This is a genomic window from Shewanella carassii (assembly GCF_002777975.1).
In the GTDB taxonomy this organism is placed as follows: Bacteria; Pseudomonadota; Gammaproteobacteria; order Enterobacterales; family Shewanellaceae; genus Shewanella; species Shewanella carassii.
Genome location: NZ_NGVS01000006.1, coordinates 125,546 through 150,619, shown reverse-complemented (window position 1 = coordinate 150,619; position 25,074 = coordinate 125,546). Strand labels below are relative to the sequence as shown.

General features: G+C 54.1%; 18 protein-coding genes. 7 read left to right on the top strand and 11 right to left on the bottom strand.

Translation table 11 applies throughout. From position 1 onward, the window contains the following. Nucleotides 1-4: 4 nt before the first annotated feature. The 3 genes from lpxK to CBE72_RS03700 are packed head-to-tail and all read right to left on the bottom strand — an operon-like array spanning nucleotide 5 to nucleotide 5,209. The gene (gene lpxK / locus CBE72_RS03710) at nucleotides 5-1,018 is read right to left on the bottom strand and encodes a tetraacyldisaccharide 4'-kinase (RefSeq protein ID WP_100142373.1); all 1,014 of its coding nucleotides are present in this window, start codon (nucleotides 1,016-1,018) and stop codon (nucleotides 5-7) included. Further along, the gene (gene msbA, locus CBE72_RS03705; RefSeq protein WP_100142372.1) at nucleotides 1,019-2,818 is read right to left on the bottom strand and encodes a lipid A export permease/ATP-binding protein MsbA; all 1,800 of its coding nucleotides are present in this window, start codon (nucleotides 2,816-2,818) and stop codon (nucleotides 1,019-1,021) included. A gap of 33 nt (nucleotides 2,819-2,851) precedes the next feature. Then, a complete protein-coding gene (locus CBE72_RS03700; RefSeq protein ID WP_100142632.1) occupies nucleotides 2,852-5,209 on the bottom strand; it encodes a DNA internalization-related competence protein ComEC/Rec2 in 2,358 nt (785 codons plus the stop codon). 77 nt (nucleotides 5,210-5,286) lie between these two features. Here CBE72_RS03700 and CBE72_RS03695 point away from each other — a divergent pair, with 77 nt between their 5' ends. Continuing rightward, nucleotides 5,287-5,793 (top strand): DUF2062 domain-containing protein, encoded by a 507-nt coding sequence (locus CBE72_RS03695; RefSeq protein WP_100142371.1) that lies wholly within the window; start codon nucleotides 5,287-5,289, stop codon nucleotides 5,791-5,793. 177 nt (nucleotides 5,794-5,970) lie between these two features. Here CBE72_RS03695 and lolE read toward each other — a convergent pair whose 3' ends face one another. From lolE to CBE72_RS03680, 3 genes are read right to left on the bottom strand one after another with little or no spacing between them, the layout of a single operon-like run. Next, nucleotides 5,971-7,230 (bottom strand): lipoprotein-releasing ABC transporter permease subunit LolE, encoded by a 1,260-nt coding sequence (gene lolE / locus CBE72_RS03690; protein WP_100142370.1) that lies wholly within the window; start codon nucleotides 7,228-7,230, stop codon nucleotides 5,971-5,973. Further along, complete coding sequence (gene lolD / locus CBE72_RS03685) at nucleotides 7,227-7,943, bottom strand: lipoprotein-releasing ABC transporter ATP-binding protein LolD (RefSeq protein WP_044734777.1); 717 nt, start codon at nucleotides 7,941-7,943, stop codon at nucleotides 7,227-7,229. The genes lolE and lolD overlap by 4 nt, the downstream gene beginning before the upstream one ends. Further along, on the bottom strand, nucleotides 7,936-9,168 hold the full coding sequence (locus CBE72_RS03680) for a lipoprotein-releasing ABC transporter permease subunit (RefSeq protein ID WP_100142369.1): 1,233 nt from the start codon (nucleotides 9,166-9,168) through the stop codon (nucleotides 7,936-7,938). Before CBE72_RS03680 ends, lolD begins: the two co-directional genes overlap by 8 nt. Before the next feature lie 96 nt (nucleotides 9,169-9,264). On the opposite strand from CBE72_RS03680, the gene CBE72_RS20395 reads away from it, so the two are divergent. The 3 genes from CBE72_RS20395 to CBE72_RS03665 are packed head-to-tail and all read left to right on the top strand — an operon-like array spanning nucleotide 9,265 to nucleotide 14,509. Further along, complete coding sequence (locus CBE72_RS20395) at nucleotides 9,265-9,861, top strand: hypothetical protein (RefSeq protein ID WP_100142368.1); 597 nt, start codon at nucleotides 9,265-9,267, stop codon at nucleotides 9,859-9,861. Between the two features lie 53 nt (nucleotides 9,862-9,914). Continuing rightward, nucleotides 9,915-13,379 carry a transcription-repair coupling factor gene (gene mfd, locus CBE72_RS03670; RefSeq protein ID WP_100142367.1) on the top strand — a complete coding sequence of 1,155 codons (3,465 nt, stop codon included), beginning with the start codon at nucleotides 9,915-9,917 and terminating at the stop codon, nucleotides 13,377-13,379. Continuing rightward, complete coding sequence (locus tag CBE72_RS03665; RefSeq protein WP_100142366.1) at nucleotides 13,379-14,509, top strand: CsiV family protein; 1,131 nt, start codon at nucleotides 13,379-13,381, stop codon at nucleotides 14,507-14,509. Before mfd ends, CBE72_RS03665 begins: the two co-directional genes overlap by 1 nt. Here the strand turns inward: CBE72_RS03665 and CBE72_RS03660 are convergent, their stop codons facing one another. The 3 genes from CBE72_RS03660 to nagZ form a co-directional block, all read right to left on the bottom strand. Next, nucleotides 14,510-14,782, bottom strand: a complete 273-nt coding sequence (locus tag CBE72_RS03660) for an acylphosphatase (protein WP_100142365.1) — start codon at nucleotides 14,780-14,782, stop codon at nucleotides 14,510-14,512. A gap of 301 nt (nucleotides 14,783-15,083) precedes the next feature. Then, the gene (ycfP, locus tag CBE72_RS03655; RefSeq protein ID WP_096142278.1) at nucleotides 15,084-15,644 is read right to left on the bottom strand and encodes an alpha/beta hydrolase YcfP; all 561 of its coding nucleotides are present in this window, start codon (nucleotides 15,642-15,644) and stop codon (nucleotides 15,084-15,086) included. 82 nt (nucleotides 15,645-15,726) lie between these two features. Further along, nucleotides 15,727-16,743: a beta-N-acetylhexosaminidase gene (gene nagZ, locus CBE72_RS03650; RefSeq protein ID WP_100142364.1), complete on the bottom strand. Its 1,017-nt coding sequence runs from the start codon at nucleotides 16,741-16,743 to the stop codon at nucleotides 15,727-15,729. A 297-nt stretch (nucleotides 16,744-17,040) separates the two neighbouring features. Between nagZ and CBE72_RS03645 the strand changes: the two genes are divergently transcribed. After that, complete coding sequence (locus CBE72_RS03645; RefSeq protein ID WP_100142363.1) at nucleotides 17,041-18,417, top strand: L-serine ammonia-lyase; 1,377 nt, start codon at nucleotides 17,041-17,043, stop codon at nucleotides 18,415-18,417. A 121-nt stretch (nucleotides 18,418-18,538) separates the two neighbouring features. Here CBE72_RS03645 and cysB read toward each other — a convergent pair whose 3' ends face one another. Further along, the gene (gene cysB, locus CBE72_RS03640) at nucleotides 18,539-19,513 is read right to left on the bottom strand and encodes an HTH-type transcriptional regulator CysB (RefSeq protein ID WP_100142362.1); all 975 of its coding nucleotides are present in this window, start codon (nucleotides 19,511-19,513) and stop codon (nucleotides 18,539-18,541) included. A gap of 226 nt (nucleotides 19,514-19,739) precedes the next feature. Between cysB and CBE72_RS03635 the strand changes: the two genes are divergently transcribed. Beyond that, on the top strand, nucleotides 19,740-20,519 hold the full coding sequence (locus tag CBE72_RS03635) for a hypothetical protein (RefSeq protein ID WP_100142361.1): 780 nt from the start codon (nucleotides 19,740-19,742) through the stop codon (nucleotides 20,517-20,519). Nucleotides 20,520-20,735: 216 nt separating this feature from the next. On the opposite strand, the gene topA is transcribed toward CBE72_RS03635, so the two are convergent. Beyond that, nucleotides 20,736-23,378 carry a type I DNA topoisomerase gene (gene topA, locus CBE72_RS03630; protein ID WP_100142360.1) on the bottom strand — a complete coding sequence of 881 codons (2,643 nt, stop codon included), beginning with the start codon at nucleotides 23,376-23,378 and terminating at the stop codon, nucleotides 20,736-20,738. Nucleotides 23,379-23,713: 335 nt separating this feature from the next. Here topA and astB point away from each other — a divergent pair, with 335 nt between their 5' ends. After that, entirely contained in the window at nucleotides 23,714-25,048 is a 1,335-nt protein-coding gene (gene astB, locus CBE72_RS03625) for an N-succinylarginine dihydrolase (protein ID WP_100142359.1), read from the top strand. The last annotated feature ends 26 nt before the right edge of the window (nucleotides 25,049-25,074 follow it).

Here is a 25,074-nt window from a genome sequence, read left to right as displayed (position 1 = left end):
CAGACTATCCTTTTTGGTTTGCCTTTTGTTTGTTTGCCATCGCCTCCCGCACCCGGGTCAGCAATTGGGCATCGAATTGGGGTGATAGCTTGGCATTGACGGCCAGATACCACCAGTGTTGTTTTGCAAATTCGCGACACTTGATCGCATCTTTTTCTGTCATCAGCAGTGGCAGCTCGTCACCAAGTGGTGCCAAGGCATCTGGACTATAAGCCTGATGATCAGCAAAGACCTCTTGAGCTTCGAGCTTAAACCCCATCTGAGAGAGAGTTTCAAAAAAACGTTCCGGATTACCGATACCCGCCATGGCCTTAACCGCCATAGGCGCTGTAGGGGGCTGAGCCTGGTTTTCCCCTGCAACACTCAGCACAGCGCCGGGAATGAGCTGCATACCAAACTCTCTAACAGTATCGCTGGCTTCACCGTTGTGAATTACCAAGTCGGCAGTCTCCAAGCGCCAGGCGCCTTCTCTCAAGGGGCCCGCCGGCAATAACATACCATTGCCCAAGCGGCGGCTGGCATCGAGCACCACCACTTCGATATCCCGCCCCAGTCGATAGTGCTGCAAACCATCATCACTGATAATAATATCCACCTCAGTGGACGCCAGCAGCAACTCGGCGGTGGCGATACGATCCACTCCCACGGCCATAGGCACTTGAGTGCGGGCTACTATCATCGCCGGCTCATCACCAAAATCCGTTGGATTGGCCCCGGGAGGCACCAACCTCGGCTCGGTTTGACCACTGCCATAACCACGGCTTATCACTCCGGGCCGATAGCCATAGTGCCTTAGCAGCTCGATCAGATAGATGACGGTTGGCGTCTTGCCGCTGCCGCCGACAGTAATATTACCGACTATGATCACAGGTACAGGCAGAGTTTGTGAGGCCTTGAGTCCAAGCCTAAACCCCAGACGTCTCAGGCCGCTGAGCAAGGCAAACAACCAGGAAAGCGGCCAAAGCAACCACCTTGCCCAATGCTTCTGATACCAGATACGGTTAAGCAGAGCTTCCACTTAACCTCCGAATTGCATCTGATACAGCTTGGCGTACGTCCCATCCTTTTCCAACAGGCTCTGATGCGTGCCGCGCTCGAGGATCTTGCCCTGATCGACCACCAAAATCTGATCGGCACTTTCAATGGTCGACAGTCTGTGGGCAATCACAATCGAGGTGCGATTGCGGCGCAGGTTATCCAGCCCCTTTTGAATCGCCTTCTCGGATTCGGTATCCAGTGCCGAGGTTGCCTCATCGAGGATCAACACTGGGGCATCCCTGAGGATGGCTCTGGCAATGGCGATCCGCTGGCGTTGACCACCGGACAGCATCACGCCGTTCTCACCTATCTCGGTATCCAGTCCTTGGGGCAAGCTTTCGATAAACTCCATCGCATAAGCCAATCTGGCAGCGTTTTCTATCTGCTCCCGGGTAGCCTCGCCTGGGTAGGCATAGGCGATATTATTGGCTATGGTGTCGTTGAACAGGGTGACCTGCTGCGACACCAGCGCGACCTGGCTACGCAGACACTTGAGTGAATAGTCGTAAATACTGATATCATCCAAGGTTATCTGCCCCTGTTTTAGCCCGGTGTAGAAACGGGTTACCAGACTGGCGATAGTCGACTTACCCGAGCCTGAGCGGCCCACCAGTGCCAGAGTCTGCCCCTGACGCACTTCAAAGTCGATATTCTCAAGCGCCAGACGTTCCTGGCCCTGATAACCAAAGCTGACATTATCGAAACGCAGATTGCCCTCAACCCGCTCGACTGTGTGAGTGCCGCTATCGGACTCCCCCGGGGTATCCAGCAGCTCAAACACTGTGGTACAGGCGGCAATACCCCGTTGAAACTCGGCGTTGACTCGGGTCAGGTTCTTGATGGGTTGCAGCATGGCCAGCATGGCGCCCAGGATAGTGGCAAAGGTACCCGCAGTCAGTTCATCCTTCAGACTGTCAAAGCTGGCAGCATAGAGCACAAAGGCCAATGCAAAGGAGCCTATGATCATGATAAGCGGCTGGCTGATGGCCTGGGCCGCCGCCAGTTTCATGTTCTGATAACGGTTGTGATCGTTGACCTTGGCAAAGCGATCGGCCTCAGTCTTCTGACCACCGAAAGACAATACGTTCTTGTGGCCCTTGATCATCTGCTCGGTCACCGCAGTCACCGAGCCCATGGCCCCCTGGATCTGCCGCGATACCTTACGGAAGCGGCGACTGACGACGGCAATCACCACCCCGATGAAAGGACCAATGATCAGAATGCACAGCGACAGTTTCCAAGAGTAATAGAACATCAACCCCAACATGCCAATAACAGTGACGCTGTCTCTCACTAGGGTGATCAGCGCGCTGCCGGAGGCTCTGGCAATTTGCTCTGTGTCGAAGGTCACTTTGGAGATCAAAGAACCCGTGTTTTCCTTGTCCATATAGCTGACAGGCAGCGACAGTATGTGTTCAAACACCTGCTGACGCATATCTTGAATAAGCTTGGCGCTGATATAAGAGATGCCATAGGTAGAGACAAAGTTGGCCAACCCCCGAAGACTGAATAGCCCCACTACCACAAAGGGGGCCATGGTCAACACATCCGAGCTGGCATTAAACCCTTTGGAGGTGCCCAGCTCGACGCCGGCCACGACAGAATTATTGGCAAACCCTTCATCGATAAAAGGTTTCACAAAAGCGATAAAAGTAGCGTCCACAACCCCATAGGTGATCAACGCCAGAATCGAGATGACAAATACCCCTTTGAGGGGCTTGAGGTAGGTCAGCAAACGTCTGAAAACTGTCCAGACTTCACGTTGTTGAGATGTGCTCATCAGCGAAACTATATTTATGACAAAGTCGCCATTCTACTCTGGATTCCCTGCCATACCAAACCCAAACAAGCGGTTATACCAAAATGGCGCCAGATCCTCGCGGTAACTGTGCACTGTGTAACCCTGGCCATCAAAGTGGAGACTCACCTGCCCCAGCTCGCCGGAAATCAAGGCTTGAGCGCCAAAGGCCCGATACCTCAAACGTATCTCTTCCTTGGGAAATCCCCAGCGATTGCCGTATCCGGCCGCAAACAACACCCACTCGGGTGCTATTGCGCCGATAAACTCAGGGTGAGATGAGGTGCGACTGCCATGATGGGGCGCCAGTAAAATATCACTCTCGATTGCGCCTTTTCCATGCAATAAGGCGACCTCACCGGCCAGTTCTATATCCCCCGGCAGCAGCACTCTATGATGACCATCGAAGAGCTGCAGCACGCAGGAGCCATTGTTGCCAGGCTCAGGTACTTGGGGGCCAAGAAAGTTAAGCTCTATCCCTTGCCAATCGAGCATCCCCGGGCGGCAGCCCCTGTGCCAACGCTTTGAATAACGGCTCTTTAGCTCAGACACATCGGTGATCAACCCTGCCTTGTCAAAGGCCTGCATCAGCACTTGGGCGCCGCCTGCATGGTCATTATCGCCATGGCTGATAATCAGGTAATCAAGTTTGGTCACGCCTTTGGCGCCAAGGAAAGGCACTATCACCCTCTCGGCGTAGCTGAAACGCTCGCCAAAGGCCGCACCTGTATCATAAAGCAATGCATGTGGCCCTTTTTGTACCACCACAGCCAGCCCCTGGCCCACATCCAACATATGCATTTGCCAGCCCTTGGGTTTAAGCAGGCCAAGCCAAAGCCCGAGCTGCAGTACAAAGGGTAATATCAGCAGCATCGCCACGCCCCGGCCCTTGGGCAACATACGCCAACAAAGCCATGCCGGAAACAACAACAGCGCTGCGGCGCTGAGAGCCTGCGGCAACATGAGCCAGCCACCGGGAAGCTGACTATTAAACTGCCATAATTTTTGCACCGCCCAGAGACTGAAAGATGCCAATTGCCAAGGCATGAGTGCCACAGCATCCATCCCCAAGGCGGAGAACACCGACCACAGCAGCAGTGCCAGCAGCGCCAGGGGGATCACCAGCAAACTGAACCAAGGCACCAATAGCAAGTTGAGCCACAGGCTGTGAACCGTCACTGCGCCGAAGAGTATCGCCTGCAGTAGCGACAGCCCCAGACAAAGGCGCCACTGTATCGCCCAGAATGCCAAGGCCCAGCGCTTGAGCTTTGCTGGCCAGTGGGTCAGTACTTGCTCCTGCTCCTGCTCCTGAGCCTTAGGATTATGAACTTGATGATTAAGGCTCAGCAAAATTAACGCCAACGCCGAAAATGACAACCAAAAGCCGCCGCTGAGACTGGCCAAGGGGTCAATCAAGAGTACGCAGGCCAGTGCCCACAACAGCCGCTCCCAGGCCGAGCTATAGCGCATCATTAAAGTCGATAACACCAGCAAACACAGCATCAGCAAGGCTCTTTGAGTGGCAATGGCAAAGCCCGCCAGATAGGCATAAAAGAGTGCCATCAGCAATGCAGCCAAAGATGCCAGTACCAGATTGCGCCGCCCATAGACGGGTGCCCAACGCTTGAGCGCTCCCAAACTCAGCAGATAACACCAAAAAGCAACCACCGAAAGATGCAACCCCGAAATCGCTACCAAGTGGGCATTGCCGGATTGGCGCAACTCTTGCCAGCGCGCCTCGGAAAAGAGTGACCGCTCACCCAAGGTCAGCGCCAGCAGCAGATCGCCGCCCTCAATTTCGGCCAAGATTGGAGTTAACTCTGTAACCAATCGGGCCCTGAGCCCAGTTGATGGCAACAGCCGCTCACCTGATATCACCTGGCCTCTGGCGGTTATCCGCTCACCGAGCAGATAGCGCTGACGATTGAAGCCGCCCTGATTGAGCACGGCGGCGAAGGTTCTGGGTTTAACTTCAAACTGCCACACCTCACCCAATTGCGGCGATGGCAATGCATCTCCCTGCCAGCTCAAACGCCACATGGAGGCCAGGGGTGCCAACAGGGTTGCAGAATTATCATCAATTGGCCGAATATCCATACGGATCCAGTCGCCGTTTGCAGAAACTAGTGATATGATTTCGCCCCGCAGTGTCTGAGTAACAGATGTTTCAGAGCTGGATGATGAGTCAGTAAGGCTTTTAATATCAATGACTAACTGACAATAAACACTGACCCACAGCACGCCGCCCAAAGCACCATAGAGCAAAGCACTTCCCTTGGGAACCCAGCTCCCGCTCAAGACTCTGAGGCACAAAACCAGCAGCACTGCAATAATTGGCAATGAGAATAAGGGCGGTATCCAAGGCCAAAGCATGGCCGAGAGTACGGCGATGCAAAAGCCCGATAAGCATTGATTCATCATTGAGTAATTTAAGACAGCAATCTGAGCCTATGCCAAAAAAGATCATTCAGAGATTCATGCCCGATCCGGAGAAACTGAGGAATCACAAGCACCTCAAGATCTTCGGCAGCCTGCTGAACAAACCCAACCTCTGGGCACTGAATCGCCGCTCTGCCCCCGGCGCCTTCGCCATAGGCCTGTTTGTTGCCTGGATGCCAATGCCGTTTCAAATGGTGCTGGCGGCGGCGCTGGCAATCTATTTTCATGTCAATCTGCCGGTGTCGGTCGCCTTGGTTTGGATTACCAACCCAGTAACCATGCCGGCCATGTTTTATCTGGCTTATTTGATAGGTGCCAAGCTGCTCAATCACCCGCCGCAGCAGTTTGTCTTTGAAGCCAGTTGGGCCTGGATAGAATCCTCCATCAGCACCATAGGCCCACCTTTCCTGTTCGGTTGTTTGGTATTGGGTGTGATCAGCGCCCTGACGGGATATTTTGTGATCAAGAGTGCCTGGCAGTACTCCATCTATCTGCAGTGGCAAAAACGACGTAAATAACTGCTGCTGGCAGTAACGTCACTGGAGCGGCACAATTCAGGGATACTTCAGGAGTACTTCAGGGATACATAGTCTTAGCGCTAACCAAACTTGGCAACCCAAAGCATATTCAGCCAACAAAAAGCAAGAACCCGGCCATCGCCGGGTTCTTGCTTTTTAAGATCTGCCTGTCGTTTATCAGCGCCCGGCCAGGGCGGTTGCCGGGGCGATGCGACTGGCCCTGAACGCCGGATACAAGGTAGCCAGCAGACTCATCAGCAGCGCCATAGTGACCACGACCAGTACGTCCGCCAACTCGAGCCTAGATGGCAAGAAATCGATAAAATAGATATCCCCCGAGAGCAACTTATGCCCGGTCAACTGCTCAATCCCCTTGGCGATGGCCGAGAGATTCTTGGCCAGCAATACCCCCAGCAAGGTTCCTATGGCACAGCCGAGCACACCATTGAGCGCGCCCTGGACAATAAATACCAGCATCACGGCGCCGCGCTTAAGTCCCATGGTCATCAAGATGGCGATTTCCGAAGCCTTGTCACGCACCGCCATCACCAGGGTGGAGACTATGTTAAAACAGGCCACACCTATTACCAATGCCAGAACAAGATACATGACGGTGCGCACCAGCTGAATGTCCTGGTAGAGATGCCCCTGGGTGCGGGTCCAGTCGTTGAGATACAAAGTCTGGCTCTGGGCATAACCCAGCTCGCGAATCAGCCGCGGCGCTTCAAATACCCGCTCAACCTTGATTCTCACCCCGGTCACCTCGTCTGCAAGCCCTAGCAGGCGCTGGGCATAGGCCATGGGCACATAAGCCGTGGTGTATTCAAGCTCGCCGCCGAGACGAAAACTGCCGCTTATCAACAACGAATGACTGCGGGCCTGCGCCAGTTGACCACTGCCCTTGCCATGGGGTGATGGCAGATAGAGGGTCAGGCGATCACCCACCTTAAGTCCTAGTTTGTCCAGCATTCCCTGGCCCAGCACGATATGATTGCTGTCGCCCTCAAGGCTCTGCCAGCTTTCCTGTGTCAGATACTGACTCAGGGTCGAAACCCGCGCTTCGGCCTCGGGGTTAACCCCCACCACAGACAAGCCGACAAAACCGCCCGGCTTTTGCACCAAGCCCTGCATGCGTACCAGCGGAGCAGCGGCGCTGATGCCGTCGATTTGCTCGGCGTCCGACACTATCTGACGCCAGTCGTGAATAGGTTCGCGGACCTGGCTCAACTCCCCCTGGGGCACAACCCCGAGCAGGCGCTGCTCCAGCTCGCGCTCAAAGCCGTTCATCGCCGACAGCACCAGAATAAGCACGGCAACCCCGAGGGCGATACCTGCGGTGGAAGCAAAAGAGATAAAACTGATAAAGCTGCTGCTCTGGCGGGCACGGTAAAAGCGCCAGCCGATGATCAGGGGCAGCAAGGCGGGATGCGCCGTCATTGGCCCGCCTCCGGCGCCGACAAACGACCATCGACCATCTGCAGCTGCCTATCCATCCTGGCCGCCAATTGATGATCATGGGTTACCACCACAAAAGCCGTGCCCAGTTGCGAGGCCAGCTCGCGGATAAGCTCATAGACAGCCTCGCCGCTGTGGGCATCCAGGTTACCCGTAGGTTCATCGGCAAGTACCACTTTGGGGCTGTTGATCAAGGCCCTGGCAATGGCCACCCGCTGGCGCTCACCACCGGAAAGCTCCGCCGGGGTGTGATCCAATCTATGTCCCAGCCCCACTCTTTCGAGCAAGGCCCTGGCCTGTGCTCGCACTTCCGCCTTGGGTCGACCGGCAATCAGCCCCGGCATGGCCACGTTTTCCAGGGCATTGAATTCGGGTAACAGATGATGGAACTGGTAGATAAAGCCCATCGCCTGATTGCGCAGCTGTGCCTGGCGGGAGGCCGAGGCCTTGTATAAATCCTCGCCTTCGAGCAACACCTGACCGGCAGAAGGCTTATCCAAGGTGCCAAGAATATGCAGCAAGGTACTCTTGCCCGAGCCCGAACTGCCGACAATAGCCAACTGCTCCCCCGGATACACCTTGAGGTCGACCTGCTCGAGCACCTTGGTGCTGAGCTTGCCTTCCTGATAACTCTTGCTGACGGCTTTGGCTTCAAGGAGCGCGGCTTGTTGCATGGTATTGATTCTCTTATTCATATCTAAGTGCAGTCGCAGGTTCTACCCGGGCGGCCCGAATGGCCGGGTACAAGGTGGCGGCCAGGGTCATCAGCAGAGTGCCGATGGCGATAAGCACCAGCTGCTGCGGTTCCAGCTGCACGGGTAACCTCTGCCCGGCGCCCAATACGGCGATCCCCAGGGTCGACAGCAGCGGATTAATGTTGAGAGTGGCCACTATGCCAACCCCGAGGCCCAGCGCCAGGCCTATCAGGGCGTTGAGGGAGCCCTGGGAGATAAAAATGGTCATGATATCCAGCCTGCCCAGCCCCTGGGTCTTGAGCACGGCGACATCGGCAGTTTTATCCACTACCATCATCACCAGCGCCGAGACGATATTGAAGGCCGCCACCGCGACAATCAGGCTCAACATCAAAGACATCATGTTCTTTTCCATCTTCACCGCGGCGAACAGATGGCCATAACTGTCACGCCAGTCGCTGACGCTCACCTCAACGCCCTTAGCTTCGAACAAATGTTCAACCTTGGGCGCCAGCGCCGGGGCGCTGAAGGGGTCGCTCAGAAACAGTCTGAGATCCTGAATTTGCTTTGGCGACTGACGCATCAAGCGGCGGGCATCTTCATAGTGCAGAAAAGCCACCCCGGCATCGACCTGAGAACCCATCTCAAAAATACCCGCCACTTCAAAAATTCGCTGGCTGGGAACAGGCCCAAGCGGCGAGTACACCACACCATCACCGCTGAGCAGACGCAGCTTGTCACCGGTGGTAACATTGAGCCGTCGTGCCAGCTCTGAGCCCAACAACACCCGGTAGCTGCCGCTGCTGAGCGAATCGAAGGCATCCAGATAGGCGTGTTTGGCTACAACCGAGAGATTTTTCTCGGCCTCGGGGTAGATGCCATAGAGCTGCACCGCACTGATATTATCGGCCGACTGGGCCATCGCCTGGGTGGTCGCCGAAGGCGCCAGCCCGAGCACCCCGGGCAATTGTTGCAAATCGCCTTTAAAGCTTTGCCAGTCGTCAAAAGAGTGGTCTGTATGGACCGTCAGTTGTGGGATAGCCCCCAGGATTCGGGTCTTGAGCTGGCCTTCCAGGCCGTTCATCACAGAGCTGACAATAATCAATGCTGCCACCCCGAGAAAAATCCCGCTGACGGCGAAGAAGGTAATAAAGGAAGCAAAAGCGTTGGCCTTGCGGGCACGCCAGTAACGATAACCTATGTAAAATGAGAGTCCCGGATTCATGAGAGGGATAGCATGTCCTGTGCGCTGCGCTTGCTAAATCAATGAAGTGGGCACGATAATAGGTGGATTGACCGGGTAAATACAAGAGGCGGGACCTTGTTTCCTGAATCCAATCCATACTTCAGCGTGCCCCACGCCTTCGATGTCTATCTCAGCCTCTGGCCCAAGGACACTCCCTTGCCGACCGAGAGCCAACTGCTGGCGATGCAATCCACCGGCTTGAAACTGATGAGCGAGGTCAAGGCGCTGGAAGCCGGCTGTTTGTTGCAGCTAAGGCAACTCGGCGATGAGGGCCGGGCGATAGTCGACTACCTCAAACTCCAGTCCCGTAAGATAGATCTGGTGTTACAGCACGTATTGGAGCAAGAGAGCCGCGAAGGCCAACACTGCCCCGGGGTGCAATTTGGCGGCAGCGGCGTGCGGGTGCAGTTACCCCAGGCACTGGACGCCGGTACATTTTGCAAGCTGACCCTGTTTATTCGCGATGAAATCCTGTCCTTGCAGTGTATCGCCTCGGTGCGGGAATGCCGCGACGACCCAGACCATGAAGGCCTGTTTCTGGCCGATCTCGATTATCGGGTGATCCAGGATGCCGATATCGAACTCTTGGTCAAGGCCAGTCTCAGCGTGCAACAAAAGCAGCTCAAAAGGCGTAAAGCCAGTCAGGATCCCAACTGGCATGAGCCATCCTAAATCTCTACAATGGTGCGCAATCCATTCAGAATGAATCTGTTATCACATCTTCAATGAATAAGTTTTCTGTACTGGCGCCTGCGGGTGCCCCAAAGGCCGGCGAGATCCGCCATCTCGGCCTCGGCGAAGGCGTGGAGCGCGCGCTGACCTTGGCCAACCTCGCCCGCCAACATCAAGGTGTCAGCCTGTTGGTAACAGCGGATACGCCAACCGCCCTGACACTGGAAGCCGAACTCAAATACCTTCTGGGTGATGCCCTGCCCGTGTGGTTGTTTCCCGATCGGGAGACCCTGCCCTACGACAGCTTTTCGCCGCATCAGGATCTGATCTCCCAGCGGCTGGAAACCCTGTCAAGGTTGCCAAGTGCCAAGCGCGCCCTGGTAATAGTGCCCATCAACACCCTGATGGTGCGACTGCCACCCAAGTCTTTCCTGTCGGCCAATGTGATGTTGCTGAACAAGGGCGACAACTATAGCCTGCAACAGATGCGCGAGCACTTGGTCAGCGCCGGTTACCATCTGGTCGGCCAAGTTTATGAACATGGCGAATTTGCCATTCGCGGCTCGATTCTGGATATCTTTCCCATGGGCTCAGCCGAGCCGCTGCGAATTGAACTGTTCGATGATGAAGTGGAATCGATTCGCCATTTCGATCCTGAAACCCAGCTATCCAAGGAACCCCTGTCGCAGGTACGAATGCTGCCGGCCAAGGAGTTCCCCACAGATGAACGGGCCATAGAAGGCTTCCGCCAGCGTTATCGGCGCTATTTTGAAGTATTGGTTAAAGAGCCCGAGTCCATCTATCAGCAGGTGAGCCGCCATTTGATGCCCGCCGGTATCGAAAACTACCTGCCCTTGTTCTTTGACGAAACCGCGACCCTATTCGACTATTTTGCCGGCGATGTGCAACTGCTGACGCTGGGCGACCTGCAGCAGGCCGCCGACACCCATCTGACGCAGGTGCGCAATCGCTATGAAGACAGGCGGGTCGATCCGCTGCGGCCCTTGCTGGCCCCGGCCGACCTATATCTGTTGACCGAGCAGCTGTTTGCCGCCTTCAAGCGCTGGCCAAGACTGCAGCTGAGCCAGGTGGATGCCCAAAAACCGCAGCAATTGGCTGCAGTAAGCGCGCTGCCGGATATCTCGGTCAACCATAAGCTGAAGCAGCCCTTGCAGGCATTGGCCGACTATATCGCCTCGGCAGGCAGAGTCCTGCTCAGCGCCGAATCCGAAGGCCGCCGCGAGGCGCTGATGGAGCTGCTGGCCAAGATAGAGTTGCGCCCGGTACTGTTCCCGCATCTCAAGGCGTTTATCGACTCGGATGCGCCGTTGGGGTTAATCGTCTCGCCCCTTGCCAAGGGCTGCGTACTCAATGAGCCTAAGCTCAGCATTATTTGCGAGACCGAGCTCTTCGGTCAGCGGATCTCCCAGCAGAGGCGGCGGGAAAAACAGCGCCAGATCAGCAGTGACGCCCTGATTAAAAACCTCGCCGAGCTCAAGGTCGGCCAACCCATAGTGCACCTGGAGCACGGGGTCGCCCTCTATCAAGGGCTGGAAACCCTAGATACCGGCGGCGTGGTGGCCGAATACCTCAAGCTGGAATACGCCGGTGGCGACAAACTCTATGTGCCTGTGTCGTCACTGCACCTCATCAGCCGCTACGCCGTGGCGCCGGATGAATCCCCCAACCTCAACAAGTTGGGCAACGAGAGCTGGGCCAAGGCCAAGAAGAAGGCGATAGAGCGCATTCGTGATGTGGCCGCCGAGCTGCTGGATGTTTACGCTCGCCGTCAGGCCCGCCCAGGCGAGGCCTGTGAACTGGATGAAGCCGAATACGCCCTGTTCGCCCAGGGTTTCCCGTTCGAAGAGACAGTGGATCAGGAAACCTCCATCGCCGCCGTTCTCGCCGATATGCAGTCACCGGTGGCCATGGACCGTCTGATCTGTGGTGACGTGGGCTTTGGCAAGACAGAAGTGGCCATGCGCGCCGCCTTTGTTGCCGTCAACGCCGGCAAGCAGGTGGTGGTGTTGGTGCCCACGACGCTGCTGGCTCAGCAGCACTATGAAAACTTCAAGGACAGGTTCGCCGACTGGCCGGTGCAGATTGAAGTTATGTCCCGTTTTCGCACCGCCAAAGAGCAGCAACAGGTGATTGCCGACCTGGCAAACGGCAAGGTGGATATTGTTATCGGCACCCATAAGCTGCTCAACAGCGAGGTGAAATTTGACGCCCTCGGCCTGCTTATCATAGATGAGGAGCACAGGTTCGGGGTACGGCAGAAAGAGAAAATCAAGGCGCTCAGGGCCAATGTGGATATTCTCACCCTGACGGCGACCCCTATTCCCCGCACCCTGAATATGGCCATGTCCGGCATGCGGGATCTGTCGATTATCGCCACCCCGCCTGCCAAACGCTTGGCGGTGAAAACTTTTGTGCGCGAATACGACAAGGCCAGTGTCCGTGAGGCCATAGAGCGGGAGATCCTCCGTGGCGGCCAGGTCTATTACCTGCACAACAATGTGGAGAGCATAGAGAAACGCGCCGAGGAGCTGCGCGAGTTGTTGCCCGATGCCAGAGTGGTAGTGGCCCACGGCCAGATGCGCGAGCGCGAGCTGGAGCGGGTAATGTCCGATTTCTACCACAGACGCTACAACGTGTTGGTGTGTACCACCATTATTGAAACCGGTATCGATGTACCGAGCGCCAACACCATCATCATAGAGCGGGCCGATACCTTCGGATTGGCGCAGCTGCATCAGCTCAGGGGCCGGGTTGGCCGCTCCCATCACCAGGCTTATGCCTATCTGATGACCCCGCATCCGAAACGCATGACCTCAGATGCCCGCAAGCGCCTAGAAGCGATTGACGCCCTGGAGGATCTCGGCGCCGGCTTTATGCTGGCGACTCAGGATCTGGAGATCCGCGGCGCCGGTGAATTGCTGGGGGATGAACAGAGCGGCCATATCTCCAAGATAGGCTTCAGCCTCTATATGGAGATGCTGGAGTCGGCGGTCAAGGCGCTGAAACAGGGCAAGGAGCCATCCCTGGCGCAAATGCTCAACCAGCAGTGCGAAATCGAGCTGAGGATCCCGGCGCTGTTGCCGGAAGACTATGTGGGCGATGTCAATATTCGCCTGTCGCTCTACAAACGGATAGCCAACTGCACTACGGAAGCGGCACTGGATGAACTCAAGGTGGAACTGATTGACCGTTTCGGTTTGTTGCCTGAAGCCACCCGTAACCTGATGCAACTGACACTGTACAAGCATCAGGCCACTGCGCTCGGGCTGAAGAAACTGGATTTTCACGCCCGCGGCGGCAGTGTCGAGTTCGGTGACGATCATATTATCGATCCCGGCTTTATCATTGGCCTGTTGCAATCCCAGCCACAAATCTATCGAATGGATGGACCGAATAAGTTAAAGTTCACCCTGGCGGCCGAAAGCAGTAAAGAACGCCTGGAGATGGTGGGTCTACTGCTGCAACAACTGGCACAACACACTGTGGGAGAAAAATAGTGTATCGAAATATGCTGGCAACCCTGGCTCTGGGGCTGACACTTTCGCCTGTATTGCAGGCGGCACAATACCCTTGGTACGAAGTCGAGGTATACCTGTTTGAGCGCCCCGGGCCAAGCACGGAAAAGTGGCCGGATACGCCGCTGGAGCTCAAGCTGAACAAGACCATAGACTTGATCACTCCCCAGGTCGCCACCGAAATCAGCTCAGGCAGCATGGCTGTGGGAGACTGTGATCCGCAATGGCAATCTCAATCCGCAGACAGCGCAGCAGATAAGGCTCTCAATAACGATACCTTTGACTCACAGCGCGGCCGTCCCCTTCAGGCAGGCCAAGTGATATCTCTGGCCCAGGCCGATAACACGACTCAAGCGGATGCCACCGCTTTGCCTTGCCAACAGCGGCAAGCGGAAATCCGTATGCCCAAGCAGTTGCCTGTGAATATCAGCCCCAGAGACAGCAGCACAGCCGCCCAACCCGGCGCTTTGCTGCTCAGTGAAAGTCGGGCCCAATTTGGCGGTGTTATCAATGCCCTCAAGCGGCAGAGCGGTTTGAAAGGGCTTTTGCATCTCACCTGGCAGCAACAGATGAAACCCCGCCACAGAGCCGAGGCGATGCATCTCTTTGGTGGCCGCAACTTTGGCTCGGACTTCAAGCTTTCAGGCTTGCCCCAGAGCCAGTTAGACACGGCTTCGAACTCATCTTTGAATGGTTTATCAGAAGGCTTGTCGGAAGACAAACTGCCTGGGCAGGCATTGGACAATGGCCTGAGTGAAGCAACTCAAATAGGCAGTGAGGAATATGCAGCGCTTGGGAGCTTGATGGTGCCGCAAACGCCCAAGGCGGTGTGGGAGTTCGATGGGCTTTTGAATATCTATCTCAGCCACTATCTCTATGTGGAAACCCGCTTCAATTTGAGGGAGGCCGGCTTTAAGTCTCTGGCGACCCAAGAAGGTGAGCCTGAACTGCAAACCCCCTTTCTTTACAGCATTCCCATGGAGCAAAATCGCCGTATTCGCAGCGGGGAAATACACTACTTCGATCATCCCCGTATGGGTATGATCCTGCAGGTAAGGCGTATGGCTCAGCCGGGCAGCCAAACTCAAGCCGATAGTAGCGAAGAGCTCTGATCAATCACTGATAGAGAAGTCGAGGTAGATCTCATCTGCCTCGTCTTCCTCTACATACACCCCATCGACCCGAGCCTGAGGTGGCCCTTGCTCGCACCAGGCAATCAAGTGGTCAACTGCCGGATAAGCCCCCTGCGCCAACACTTCTACCGAACCATCTTCTTTGTTACGCACATAGCCAGTCACCCCCAGTGACTGAGCCTTTTGCTGGGTAAAGCGTCTGAAACAGACTCCCTGCACCTTGCCTTTTACAGTCAGCAGCACCCGCTTCATGGGCGTCTCCTTATTGTTTCGGTGACCTTGTGTTGCCATGCTTATAAATCAAGCAGTTGATTAACAAAAAAGCAAAAAAAACAGCTAACAAAAGAGTGTTAGCTGCATCGGGCGACATACGCAAAAGGTTTGACGCGTTGCGAACAACGGAATGTAACATTCTGTATCAAACTCGCCACGAGCCGTAACTTTACACAGTCAATAGCTCAATGCAACCAGCAAAACAGATAGAAAAACACCCCTGAGACGCTCTCGTGACCCAAGTCACAAAAAGAATCCGCTTTACCGTATGAGTGGATATTTATCCTACCCGCTCAACACCCTCTGTCTGCTTGAAGGCTTTTATCTGAGTCAAATGGCTCGCCAGCGAGGCAAACTTATGACTCTGCTGCTTATCCCAAATTACTTCATAATAGCGGCTAAGCAAGGCATGACTGCGGGTGCTGTCCAATACCTCATCCTCGGTCGACAGCAGGCACAGGGCGCGGTTACGGTTCTTGCTGCGAAAATCGGTCACACACTTGCTGGCAATATCGGCGTACTCTTCCGGCCTGTCTATCTTGCCGGGCATGTTTTCCTCCGGCCACAGATTGGGGTTGACCAATACCGCCTTGAGCCCGGACAGAAAAGCGATCCGCTCGGCCCAATAGGCACCCAGCCCCACACCTATAATCAATGGCTTGGGATCATCAGTGAGTTTGAGCTGTTTACTGACCTCATTCAGCAGATGCTGCATGTCGTGTCTGGGATGCTGGGTGCTGTAGCTGATGAGACGCACATCATCATCAATAAACTGTAACTGCCTGACTTTTTCATGATTACCCGGGCTGGTGGCATCAAATCCGTGAAAATACAAAATCATTTTGTTTCCTCAAGTCTCATTCCAGTCATGGTTATACAGGTTTCAAACTAACCAAGTTAGTTTGCGCCTATATTGTGCCAAATCAATTTTTTGTGGATGAAATCCTTGCCGCCAGCTCGCGGGCTCGCTCCCATCGTACTTCATCCTGCAATGCACGCATCACCTTAACAGGGTCGGCCCTCAACGTTGCAGCCGGGAAAGGATTGCTCTCTGGCCAAGGGAAGTCTCCCAGAAGGCTTCTGGCGCCCTCAGGGTCATTGCATACCAATACCATGTTACAACCGGCATCCAGCGCCGCCCTGGCCCTTGCCTGATAGTCCCCGGCTACCGCCGCCCCTTTCATGCCAAGATCGTCCGAGAAAATCACCCCGTTAAAGGCCAGTTTGCCGCGCAGTTCCTGCTGGAGCCAAAAGGATGAAAAACCGGCGGGGTTTGGGTCTACTTCGGGGTAAATCACATGAGCCGGCATAATGCCTTGGAGCATCTCTTTGGCGATCAGCTGTGAAAAAGGCTGCATGTCGCACTCGGCAATCTCTTGATAGCTGCGCGAGTCGACCGGCTGGGCAATATGGGAGTCGGCCTCGACGCTGCCGTGGCCGGGAAAATGTTTGCCCACCGCGGCCATACCGGCCTCAGTCATGCCTTCAATAAAGGCTGTTGCCAGCGCGGTGACCTGCTCGGGCTTTGAGGCGAAACTGCGAGTGCCTATCACCTGACTGATACCATTGAGATCGAGCACAGGGGCAAAGCTTAAATCTATGTCGCAGGCCAAGAGCTCGACGGCCATCAGGAAGCCCAGCTCTTTGGCCCAGGTTGTCGCCAGCTCAAGCGAACCTGCGGCGGCCGGCAATATATCGCCCATGGCCGGGATTTGGGTAAATCCCTCGCGAAAACGCTGTACCCTGCCCCCTTCATGATCGACGGCGATCAGCAGTTCGGGACGCACACTGCGAACCGCGCGGATCAGGGCTATCAGTTGCTCTCTGTCTTGGTAATTACGGCTGAAAAGGATTAGGCCGCCAACGGCCGGGTGCTGCAGGACAGAGGCCTCCTCTGGCGTCAACTCGACAGAGGCAAGATCCAGCATTAAGTGACTCATAAACATCTCCAACAGGGTACCGCGCATAAAAGCGACTGAAAAAGGTACGAAATGGTGTTAGCCCAGATACAGGTATGGCAGCCAGGATAGCGCAACCAGGGTCAATCCCATTGTTAGCAAGGCTAATGCGACCATAGCTTGATAAAAATAACTAATGATATTCCAGGCCCAAAGTATGGGATACTTGCCCATGGGCAGAGTAACTCTGGGTCAAGGTTACTCCGAAACCTGCGTATGCGCGAGCAATGCGCCTCCCAATGACTAAAATAACAACGAAACAACAACAGGGTTAACCAAATGATTAGCGTATTCGATATGTTCAAGATAGGTATAGGACCCTCCAGTTCCCATACCGTGGGTCCGATGAAAGCGGGCAAAATCTTTATCGAACAACTGGCTGCAGATGACTTACTTGGACAGGTCGACGAACTGCAGGCCGAGCTTTTTGGCTCTCTTGGGCAAACGGGCAAGGGCCACGGTACCGGCAAGGCGGTGATCCTGGGATTGATGGGGGAAGATCCGGAAACCGTCGATACCGACAGCATAGAGGCGATTCTGGCAGAGGTAGCCGACAGCCAGACACTGACACTCAGCGATGGCCGTAAGGTTAAGTTTACCCGCGAAGATGGCATCACCTACCACAGACGCAAGACACTGCCGGCACACGCCAACGCCATGACACTCTACGGCCTCAAGGCCGGAGAGTGTTTGTATCAACGCACTTACTATTCGGTCGGCGGCGGTTTTATTCTCGATGAGGATGAAATTCAGCAGCGTAACGCTTCTCCGGCGACTCCCATCGCCCAGGCGCCTTACGATTTCAATACCGCCAGCGAGCTGTTGGAACTGTGCAGCGACAATGGCCTGAGCATCTCTTCATTAATGATGGCCAATGAGCTCAGCATAGCCCCAGAAGATGAAGTCAAAGCCAAACTGTGGCATATCTGGCAAACCATGAAAGCCTGCGTGGAAAAAGGCTATCAGAAAGAAGGCATTTTGCCCGGCGGTCTTAAACTGCGCCGCCGCGCTCCGGCGCTGCATCGCCGCCTCAAGGCCGAAGGCCGCAACAATATCGATCCCCTCAATGCCATGGATTGGGTGGACTTGTTTGCCCTGTCTGTGAATGAGCAAAATGCCGCCGGCGATCGTGTGGTAACGGCGCCCACCAATGGCGCCGCCGGCATCATCCCCGCCGTGCTCTGCTACTACGACACCTTTGTTCAGGAAGTGGATGAAGATGTCTGTTGCCGTTTTCTGTTGACGGCGGCAGCCATAGGGATTCTGTACAAGAAAAACGCCTCCATTTCCGGAGCCGAGGTTGGCTGTCAGGGCGAAGTCGGCGTAGCTTGCTCCATGGCCGCCGCCGCGCTGACCGAGATCATGGGCGGTACAGTCGAGCATGTCGAAAACGCGGCGGAAATCGGTATGGAACACAATCTGGGGTTGACCTGCGATCCTGTCGGCGGCCTGGTACAGGTTCCCTGTATCGAGCGTAATGCCATGGGCGCCGTCAAGGCAATCAACGCTTCACGCATGGCGCTGCGCGGCGACGGAAATCACAAGGTTTCCCTGGATAAGGTGATCAAGACCATGATGGATACCGGCAAAGATATGCGCAGCAAGTACAAGGAAACCGCCAAAGGTGGGCTGGCGGTCAATATCGTTGAGTGTTAACCGATAGCATTTCATCACTCTGCCAAACAGAATTGGGGAGCCGCAGCTCCCCAATTCTTAATCTAGTCCCCATGCTGGATTGAACTGACAGACATCGAAAGCCTATCGGCAGTCTCCCATGTTAACGCAGCGGTAATTCAACATCGGCAAACATCTGTTCTATTAACTGGGCATCACGCAGGGCAACCGCCTTTTCCACCACATCCCGGGTCAAGTGCGGCGCAAAACGTTCAATAAAGTCATACATGTAACTACGCAGGAAACTGCCCTTTCTGAAACCTATCTTGGTGGTGCTGTGGGCAAACAGATGGCTGGCGTCTATAGCCACCAGATCCTTATCGATTACAGGGTCGATCGCCATGGAGGCGATTACGCCCACCCCGAGTCCCAACCTAACATAGGTCTTGAGCACGTCGGCACTGGTGGCACTGAAAACCACTCTAGGTTCGAGCCCTGCCCCGTGAAAACCCCGTTCAATTTCCGAGGCCTTATCAAAACCAAACACATAAGTGACCAAGGGGAAACGCGCTAATTCTTCAATGCTGATCCGGCTGCGGCTGGCGAGCGGATGATCCCTGGATACCACCACAGAACGATTCCAGTGATAACAAGGCAACATGATGAGATCGGAATAGAGGTGCATCGCCTCTGTGGCAATGGCAAAGTCGGCATCACCACGAGCGGCAGCTTCACTGATCTGTGAAGGCGTACCTTGATGCATATGTAGATTCACCTTGGGGTAACGCTCAATAAACTGACGAATGATCAGCGGCAAAGCATAGCGGGCCTGGGTATCTGTGGTGGCAATGTTCAGCTCTCCCTGATCCGGCTTGGTGTATTCTTCGGCTACTTTCTTGATACTCTCCACCTTACCGAGAATATCGTTGGCAATTTTGATAACCTGTTCACCGGCCGGTGTCACATGAGTCAAGTGTTTGCCACTACGACCGAAGATCTGGATCCCCAACTCATCCTCCAACATACGGACTTGTTTACTGATCCCTGGCTGAGAGGTATAGAGGTTTTCGGCGGTCGCGGAAACATTGAGATTGTGATTGACTACTTCTGCAATGTATCTGAGTTGTTGCAACTTCATCTTAGATCCTTGATATTCCGCTCTCTTTGGAGACAGAATTGAGTGTTGGGGTACCGGACATCTATAATTAATCGTTATAGTATAAAGCAATAACTAAATCAAACAGGAATATAGCCACGAATGCGAACTATCTTCAGGACAGATACCTCATGCTGAACTAAGATAACTAGGCTAGTTTATTGATTTATTGTAGCATTAACAGAACGATAAAATTTACGGAAAGGCTATGGCATTCACTCTTGTACTGCTGCTGATAGGCGCGCTTCTTCTGCTGGTGATCGGTATCAATGTGATTCAGCAACAAAAAGAACGAGCCGAGGCCGAACGTCGTACCGAACTGGCCCGTCAACGGGCTATTCTGGACGAAACCGAAGAAGTCCTCTCCAATACCGGCATGTTTCCCTGCTCTTCACATGTTGTCTTGGTACTCTATAAACGCATCAAGGATGCGGCCAAGATCGCGGTGACGCTGAGCAAAGCCAATCAGAAGGGAGACTATGAGCGACGGCTGACCGATCTGGAAGCGCTGATCAATAATCTGCAAAGCAGTCCCGCTCAAACACCGGCCATAGAAAACTTTCGCCTGCCGGACAACGACCGTCAGGTATTAGTGCTGGTTCAAACCTTGAAGAAACTCAAGGCAATTTTGCGGGCCGAACACAACAAGGGCAAAGTCGATCCCACAGTATTTGCCAACGAAGAGGGGCGTATTGACAGCCTGCAACTCAGGATCAATGTGGAGAGCATGCTGTCTCGGGCCCGCGCCGCCAGTTATATGAAACAATACGGTTCTTCGAAGCAGATGGTGACCAAGGCACTGAGCACTCTGCATACCATTAAGGCACAAACCCCAAATGATCCCTTTATTGCCCGTAAAGTGGATGAAGCCAAACAACTGCTCGATGAAATCATGGGTGCGCAAAAGATGTCTCAGCCCAGCGCACCCAAACAGAAAAATGATGAAGATGATATCGATGTGTTGTTCCAGCCGAAGAAGAAGTGGTAAGCCATCACCTATCTGCTTAGGCGAACTCCACTAAAAAAGCACCTTAAGGTGCTTTTTTAGTGCCGCGTCCAGTTGCCGCTAACATTCTCGGTTAACGCTATCCCGGCGAATCCAAGCACGTACAAATAACTGCCAATAAAGGCCAAACCCAGGCAGCCAGATACAAGAAAGCCCTACAACAGCAGGGCTTTCTTAACTCAAGTCTTGGCTTAAAGCTTAGCTCTTGGCTTTCTTTTTCTTGGTGTTTTCAGCAAACCACTTGCCATCGCGGAAATGAGCGACCCAGCCGGTTGCCTTGCCGTCAACTTCGCTGGCCACATACTGCTCTTTAGTCTTGCGACTGAACTTCACCAGCGCCGGGTTGCCTTCATCATCTTTCACCGGCGCATCGGCCAGGAACTGATACTTGGGCCACAGCAACTCGCGGTACTCCACCAACTCAGAGACCAATGGTGCACGGGTCTCTCGGGACCTTGGGAAAGTACTGGCAGCCAGGAAAATCCCCGAAGCCCCATCACGCAACACAAAATGAGCGTCTGATTTACTGCACTTGAGCTCAGGCAAGGGAATAGGATCTTCCTTAGGTGGCGCCACTTCGCCATTCTTGAGCAGTTTACGGGTGTTCTTGCACTCGCTGTTGGTGCAGCCAAAGTACTTACCGAAACGGCCGTTCTTCAGCTCCATATCACTGCCGCAGCGATCGCACTCTATCACAGGGCCTTCGTAGCCTTTAAGCTTGAACTGTCCCTTCTCGACTTCATATCCAGGACAAGCAGGATTGTTACCACAAACATGCAGCTTGCGAGTTTCATCCAACAGGTAGCTGTCCATGGCGGTGCCGCAGATGCCACAGCGGTGCTTGGCTCTGAGTGCCTCGGTTTCGGCATCTTCACCTTCACTTATCGCTTCTTCACCCGGGGTCAGGTTCAGCGTGGTCTTGCAACGCTCTTTGGGGGGCAGCTCATAGCCGGAACATCCCAGGAACACGCCTGTAGTACCGGTACGGATCCCCATGGGGCGCCCACAAGTAGGACAGGCTATGTCTGTCAGCACCATCTGGTTGGGGCGCATACCGCCCTCTTCCGGTGGCAGCTCGGCATGTTGCAACTGCTTGGTGAAGTCTTTGTAGAAGCCATCAAGCACCTGTTTCCAGTCGAGTTGTCCCTGAGCAACGTTATCCAGGGTCTGCTCCATTCCGGCGGTAAAGTCGTAGTTCATCAGGTTGGAGAAGTTTTCCACCAGACGTTCACTGACAATTTCACCCATCTTCTCGGCGTAGAAACGACGGTTTTCCACCTTCACATAACCACGGTCTTGGATGGTAGAAATAATAGTCGCATAAGTGGAAGGACGACCTATGCCGCGCTTTTCCAATTCTTTAACCAGAGAGGCTTCGCTGTAACGCGCCGGAGGCTTGGTAAAGTGCTGTTTAGGATCCAGTTGTTTCAGATCCAGCTTATCGCCTTCGGCCAGATATGGCAGAGTGACTTCTTCTTCATTCTTGCGCTTGACGGCAGATTGTACCCGGGTCCAACCATCAAATTTCAGGGTACGACCACTGGCCTTCAGCTCAAACTCACCTGCTTTAACCGTGAGTCTGGTGGCATCATATTGAGCCGGAGTCATCTGACAGGCAACAAACTGGCGCCAGATAAGCTCATAGAGCCGCTGAGCGTCACGCTCCATGTCGGTCAGTGACGCAGCGTGTACAGAGACATCTGAAGGACGAATCGCTTCGTGAGCCTCTTGAGCGCCCTCTTTGCTGCCATAACGAATAGGTGCATCAGGCAGGTACTTATCGCCGAACTCTTTGGCAATCATGGTTCTGACGTTATCCAGCGCTTCCTGACTCAGATTGGTAGAGTCGGTACGCATATAAGTGATATGACCCGCCTCATAGAGACGCTGGGCCATCATCATGGTCTTCTTCACTCCAAAACCGAGACGGGTACTGGCGGCTTGTTGCAGTGTCGAGGTAATAAAAGGAGCGCTAGGCTTGCTTTGAGTGGCCTTATCTTCGCGACCAATTACCTCATAACTGGCCGATTGCAGTGCGGCCACCGCGGCCAGTGCCTGGGATTCATTGACCGGCTCAAATGCTTTGCCGTTTTGCTTGACCACTTGCATGGTCAAGGCATCATCTGTAGCAGTCGCCAATTGTGCATGCAGATCCCAGAACTCTTCCGGCACGAAGGCTTTGATTTCGGCTTCCCGCTCAACCACCAAACGCACGGCTACCGACTGAACCCGTCCTGCAGAGAGGCCTCTGGCGACCTTTTTCCACAGCAGTGGCGAAACCATAAAGCCCACCACTCGATCGAGGAATCGCCGAGCCTGCTGAGCATTGACCATGTTGTTGTCAAGATCACTGGGTTTACTGAAGGCATCCTGAATGGCGCTCTTGGTGATCTCGTTGAACACCACCCGCTTATAACGCGAATTGTCGCCGCCAATCACCTGCTGCAGGTGCCAGGCAATCGCTTCCCCTTCTCTATCCAAATCCGTCGCGAGATAGATTTCATCGGCAGAATCGGCCAGCGCTTGTAGTTCTTTTACCACCTTCTCCTTGCCAGGCAGAATTTGGTAGTTGGCTTTCCAGCCGTGCTCAGGATCAACCCCCATACGGGCGACCAGAGCCTTTTTCTCTTTCACCTTCTTGTACTTGGCCTTTTCTTCAGGCGACATCTTACGCACTTCAGCGGCGCTTTTGGCTTTACCATTAGTGTCGGCAGAGGAGGAGGAAGTCGGCAAGTCACGTATGTGACCTACACTCGACTTAACGATGAATTCTTTACCAAGATATTTGTTAATAGTCTTGGCTTTGGCCGGCGATTCGACAATAACTAGCGATTTACCCATAGTGTGATTTGCGCCAAACGATCTCGGAACGGTGAAAATTGGCACCATATATAGAGGGTTGTCCTCGGACTTTCAAGTTAATCCCTCTTTTATGTGTACCGGCGACTCAATTTTTAAGCATGGTTAAAAATTTGTACAAAATAATATTGCGTAATTAAAAACTAATATTTCATTATTCACTGGCAAGCAAGTAATAGTTATGCATTTGTGACAAAAAAGCCGTTTTGTTGCGGTTCGGAGCAGCTTGAGAAGCCAAGGCGCTCAAGTATACTGAGGCCAGTCCAAGGCTAGGATTGGCTCCTATAACAACCTCAAATACTCTAAAAGGACACGCAATGAAGCATTTTGAAGCGAATTTTGACGGATTGGTGGGCCCTACCCACAACTATGCTGGCCTGTCATTCGGCAATGTCGCCTCCCTAAGTAATGCCGCCCAAGCCGCCAACCCCAAGGCCGCGGCCAAGCAGGGCTTGCAAAAAGCCAAGGCGCTGGCCGATATGGGGATGGTCCAGGGCATGTTGGCGCCGCAGGAACGCCCCGATCTGCATACACTGCGCAGAATAGGCTTCAGTGGCACAGATAAAGAAGTGCTGCAAAAGGCGGCCGAGCAGGCACCTGCAGTTCTGAGAGCCTGTTGCAGCGCCTCCAGCATGTGGACCGCCAATGCGGCAACCGTATCTCCGAGTGCCGATACCCATGATGGCCGCGTTCACTTTACTCCGGCCAACCTGGTGGATAAGTTGCATCGTTCAATCGAGCCGCAAACCACTGGCAACATTCTCAAGGCCATTTTCAGCGACAGTCGCTATTTTGTACACCACCAGCACCTGCCGGAACACAGCAGTTTTGGGGATGAAGGCGCCGCTAACCACACCCGTCTGTGTCAGGAATATGGTCACGCCGGGGTCGAAGTCTTTGTTTACGGCCAGGAAGCCACCAACCCTCAAGCCATAAAACCGAAGAAGTTTCCCGCCAGACAAACGCTGGAAGCCTCACAGGCCATCGCCCGCTTACATCGTCTCGATGAAGATAACACTGTCTTTATTCAACAAAATCCCGAGGTGATAGATCAAGGCGTATTCCATAATGATGTGATCGCTGTCGGTAACCGCAATGTGCTTTTCCATCACGAGCAGGCCTTTGTCGATACCAAGACCAAGCTGGCCGAGATCCGGGCCAAGCTGGAAGGTGATGTCCATTTCATTGAGGTGCCGACGGCCAAAGTCAGTATTCAGGATGCGGTCAAATCCTACCTGTTCAACACCCAACTATTGAGCATGAGTGACGGCAAGATGGTCATCATAGCGCCAACCGACTGTGCCGAGAATCCGGCGGTAAAAACCTACCTCGATGAACTGCTGACTCTGGATACACCGATTCAAAAAGTTGAATACTTTGATGTAAAACAAAGCATGCAAAACGGTGGTGGCCCGGCTTGCCTACGTCTACGAGTCGCCATGAATGATGCCGAATTGGCAGCCATCAATCAGCATGTACTGCTCGATGATAGTCTGTTTACTCGCCTCAACGCCTGGGTGGACAAACACTACCGCGATCGCTTGTTACCCGCAGACTTGGCCGACCCACAACTGATAATCGAGTCTCGCACCGCGCTGGATGAACTGACCCAGATAATGAAACTCGGCAGCGTCTATCAGTTCCAGCGATAAGTTTTTACTTCGCGCTAGCATTGCAA

Bases quoted from the DNA above. Each gene is read 5' to 3' on its own strand.
- CBE72_RS03680 (WP_100142369.1), bottom strand. From the start codon at position 9,168: ATGAATCCGGGACTCTCATTTTACATAGGTTATCGTTACTGGCGTGCC.
- msbA (WP_100142372.1), bottom strand. From the start codon at position 2,818: ATGAGCACATCTCAACAACGTGAAGTCTGGACAGTTTTCAGACGTTTG.
- CBE72_RS03695 (WP_100142371.1), top strand. From the start codon at position 5,287: ATGCCAAAAAAGATCATTCAGAGATTCATGCCCGATCCGGAGAAACTG.
- astB (WP_100142359.1), top strand. From the start codon at position 23,714: ATGAAGCATTTTGAAGCGAATTTTGACGGATTGGTGGGCCCTACCCAC.
- topA (WP_100142360.1), bottom strand. From the start codon at position 23,378: ATGGGTAAATCGCTAGTTATTGTCGAATCGCCGGCCAAAGCCAAGACT.
- CBE72_RS03660 (WP_100142365.1), bottom strand. From the start codon at position 14,782: ATGAAGCGGGTGCTGCTGACTGTAAAAGGCAAGGTGCAGGGAGTCTGT.
- ycfP (WP_096142278.1), bottom strand. From the start codon at position 15,644: ATGATTTTGTATTTTCACGGATTTGATGCCACCAGCCCGGGTAATCAT.
- lolE (WP_100142370.1), bottom strand. From the start codon at position 7,230: ATGACGGCGCATCCCGCCTTGCTGCCCCTGATCATCGGCTGGCGCTTT.
- CBE72_RS03635 (WP_100142361.1), top strand. From the start codon at position 19,740: ATGGCATTCACTCTTGTACTGCTGCTGATAGGCGCGCTTCTTCTGCTG.
- CBE72_RS03700 (WP_100142632.1), bottom strand. From the start codon at position 5,209: ATGCTTTGGCCTTGGATACCGCCCTTATTCTCATTGCCAATTATTGCA.
- lolD (WP_044734777.1), bottom strand. From the start codon at position 7,943: ATGAATAAGAGAATCAATACCATGCAACAAGCCGCGCTCCTTGAAGCC.
- CBE72_RS03645 (WP_100142363.1), top strand. From the start codon at position 17,041: ATGATTAGCGTATTCGATATGTTCAAGATAGGTATAGGACCCTCCAGT.
- cysB (WP_100142362.1), bottom strand. From the start codon at position 19,513: ATGAAGTTGCAACAACTCAGATACATTGCAGAAGTAGTCAATCACAAT.
- nagZ (WP_100142364.1), bottom strand. From the start codon at position 16,743: ATGAGTCACTTAATGCTGGATCTTGCCTCTGTCGAGTTGACGCCAGAG.
- mfd (WP_100142367.1), top strand. From the start codon at position 9,915: ATGAATAAGTTTTCTGTACTGGCGCCTGCGGGTGCCCCAAAGGCCGGC.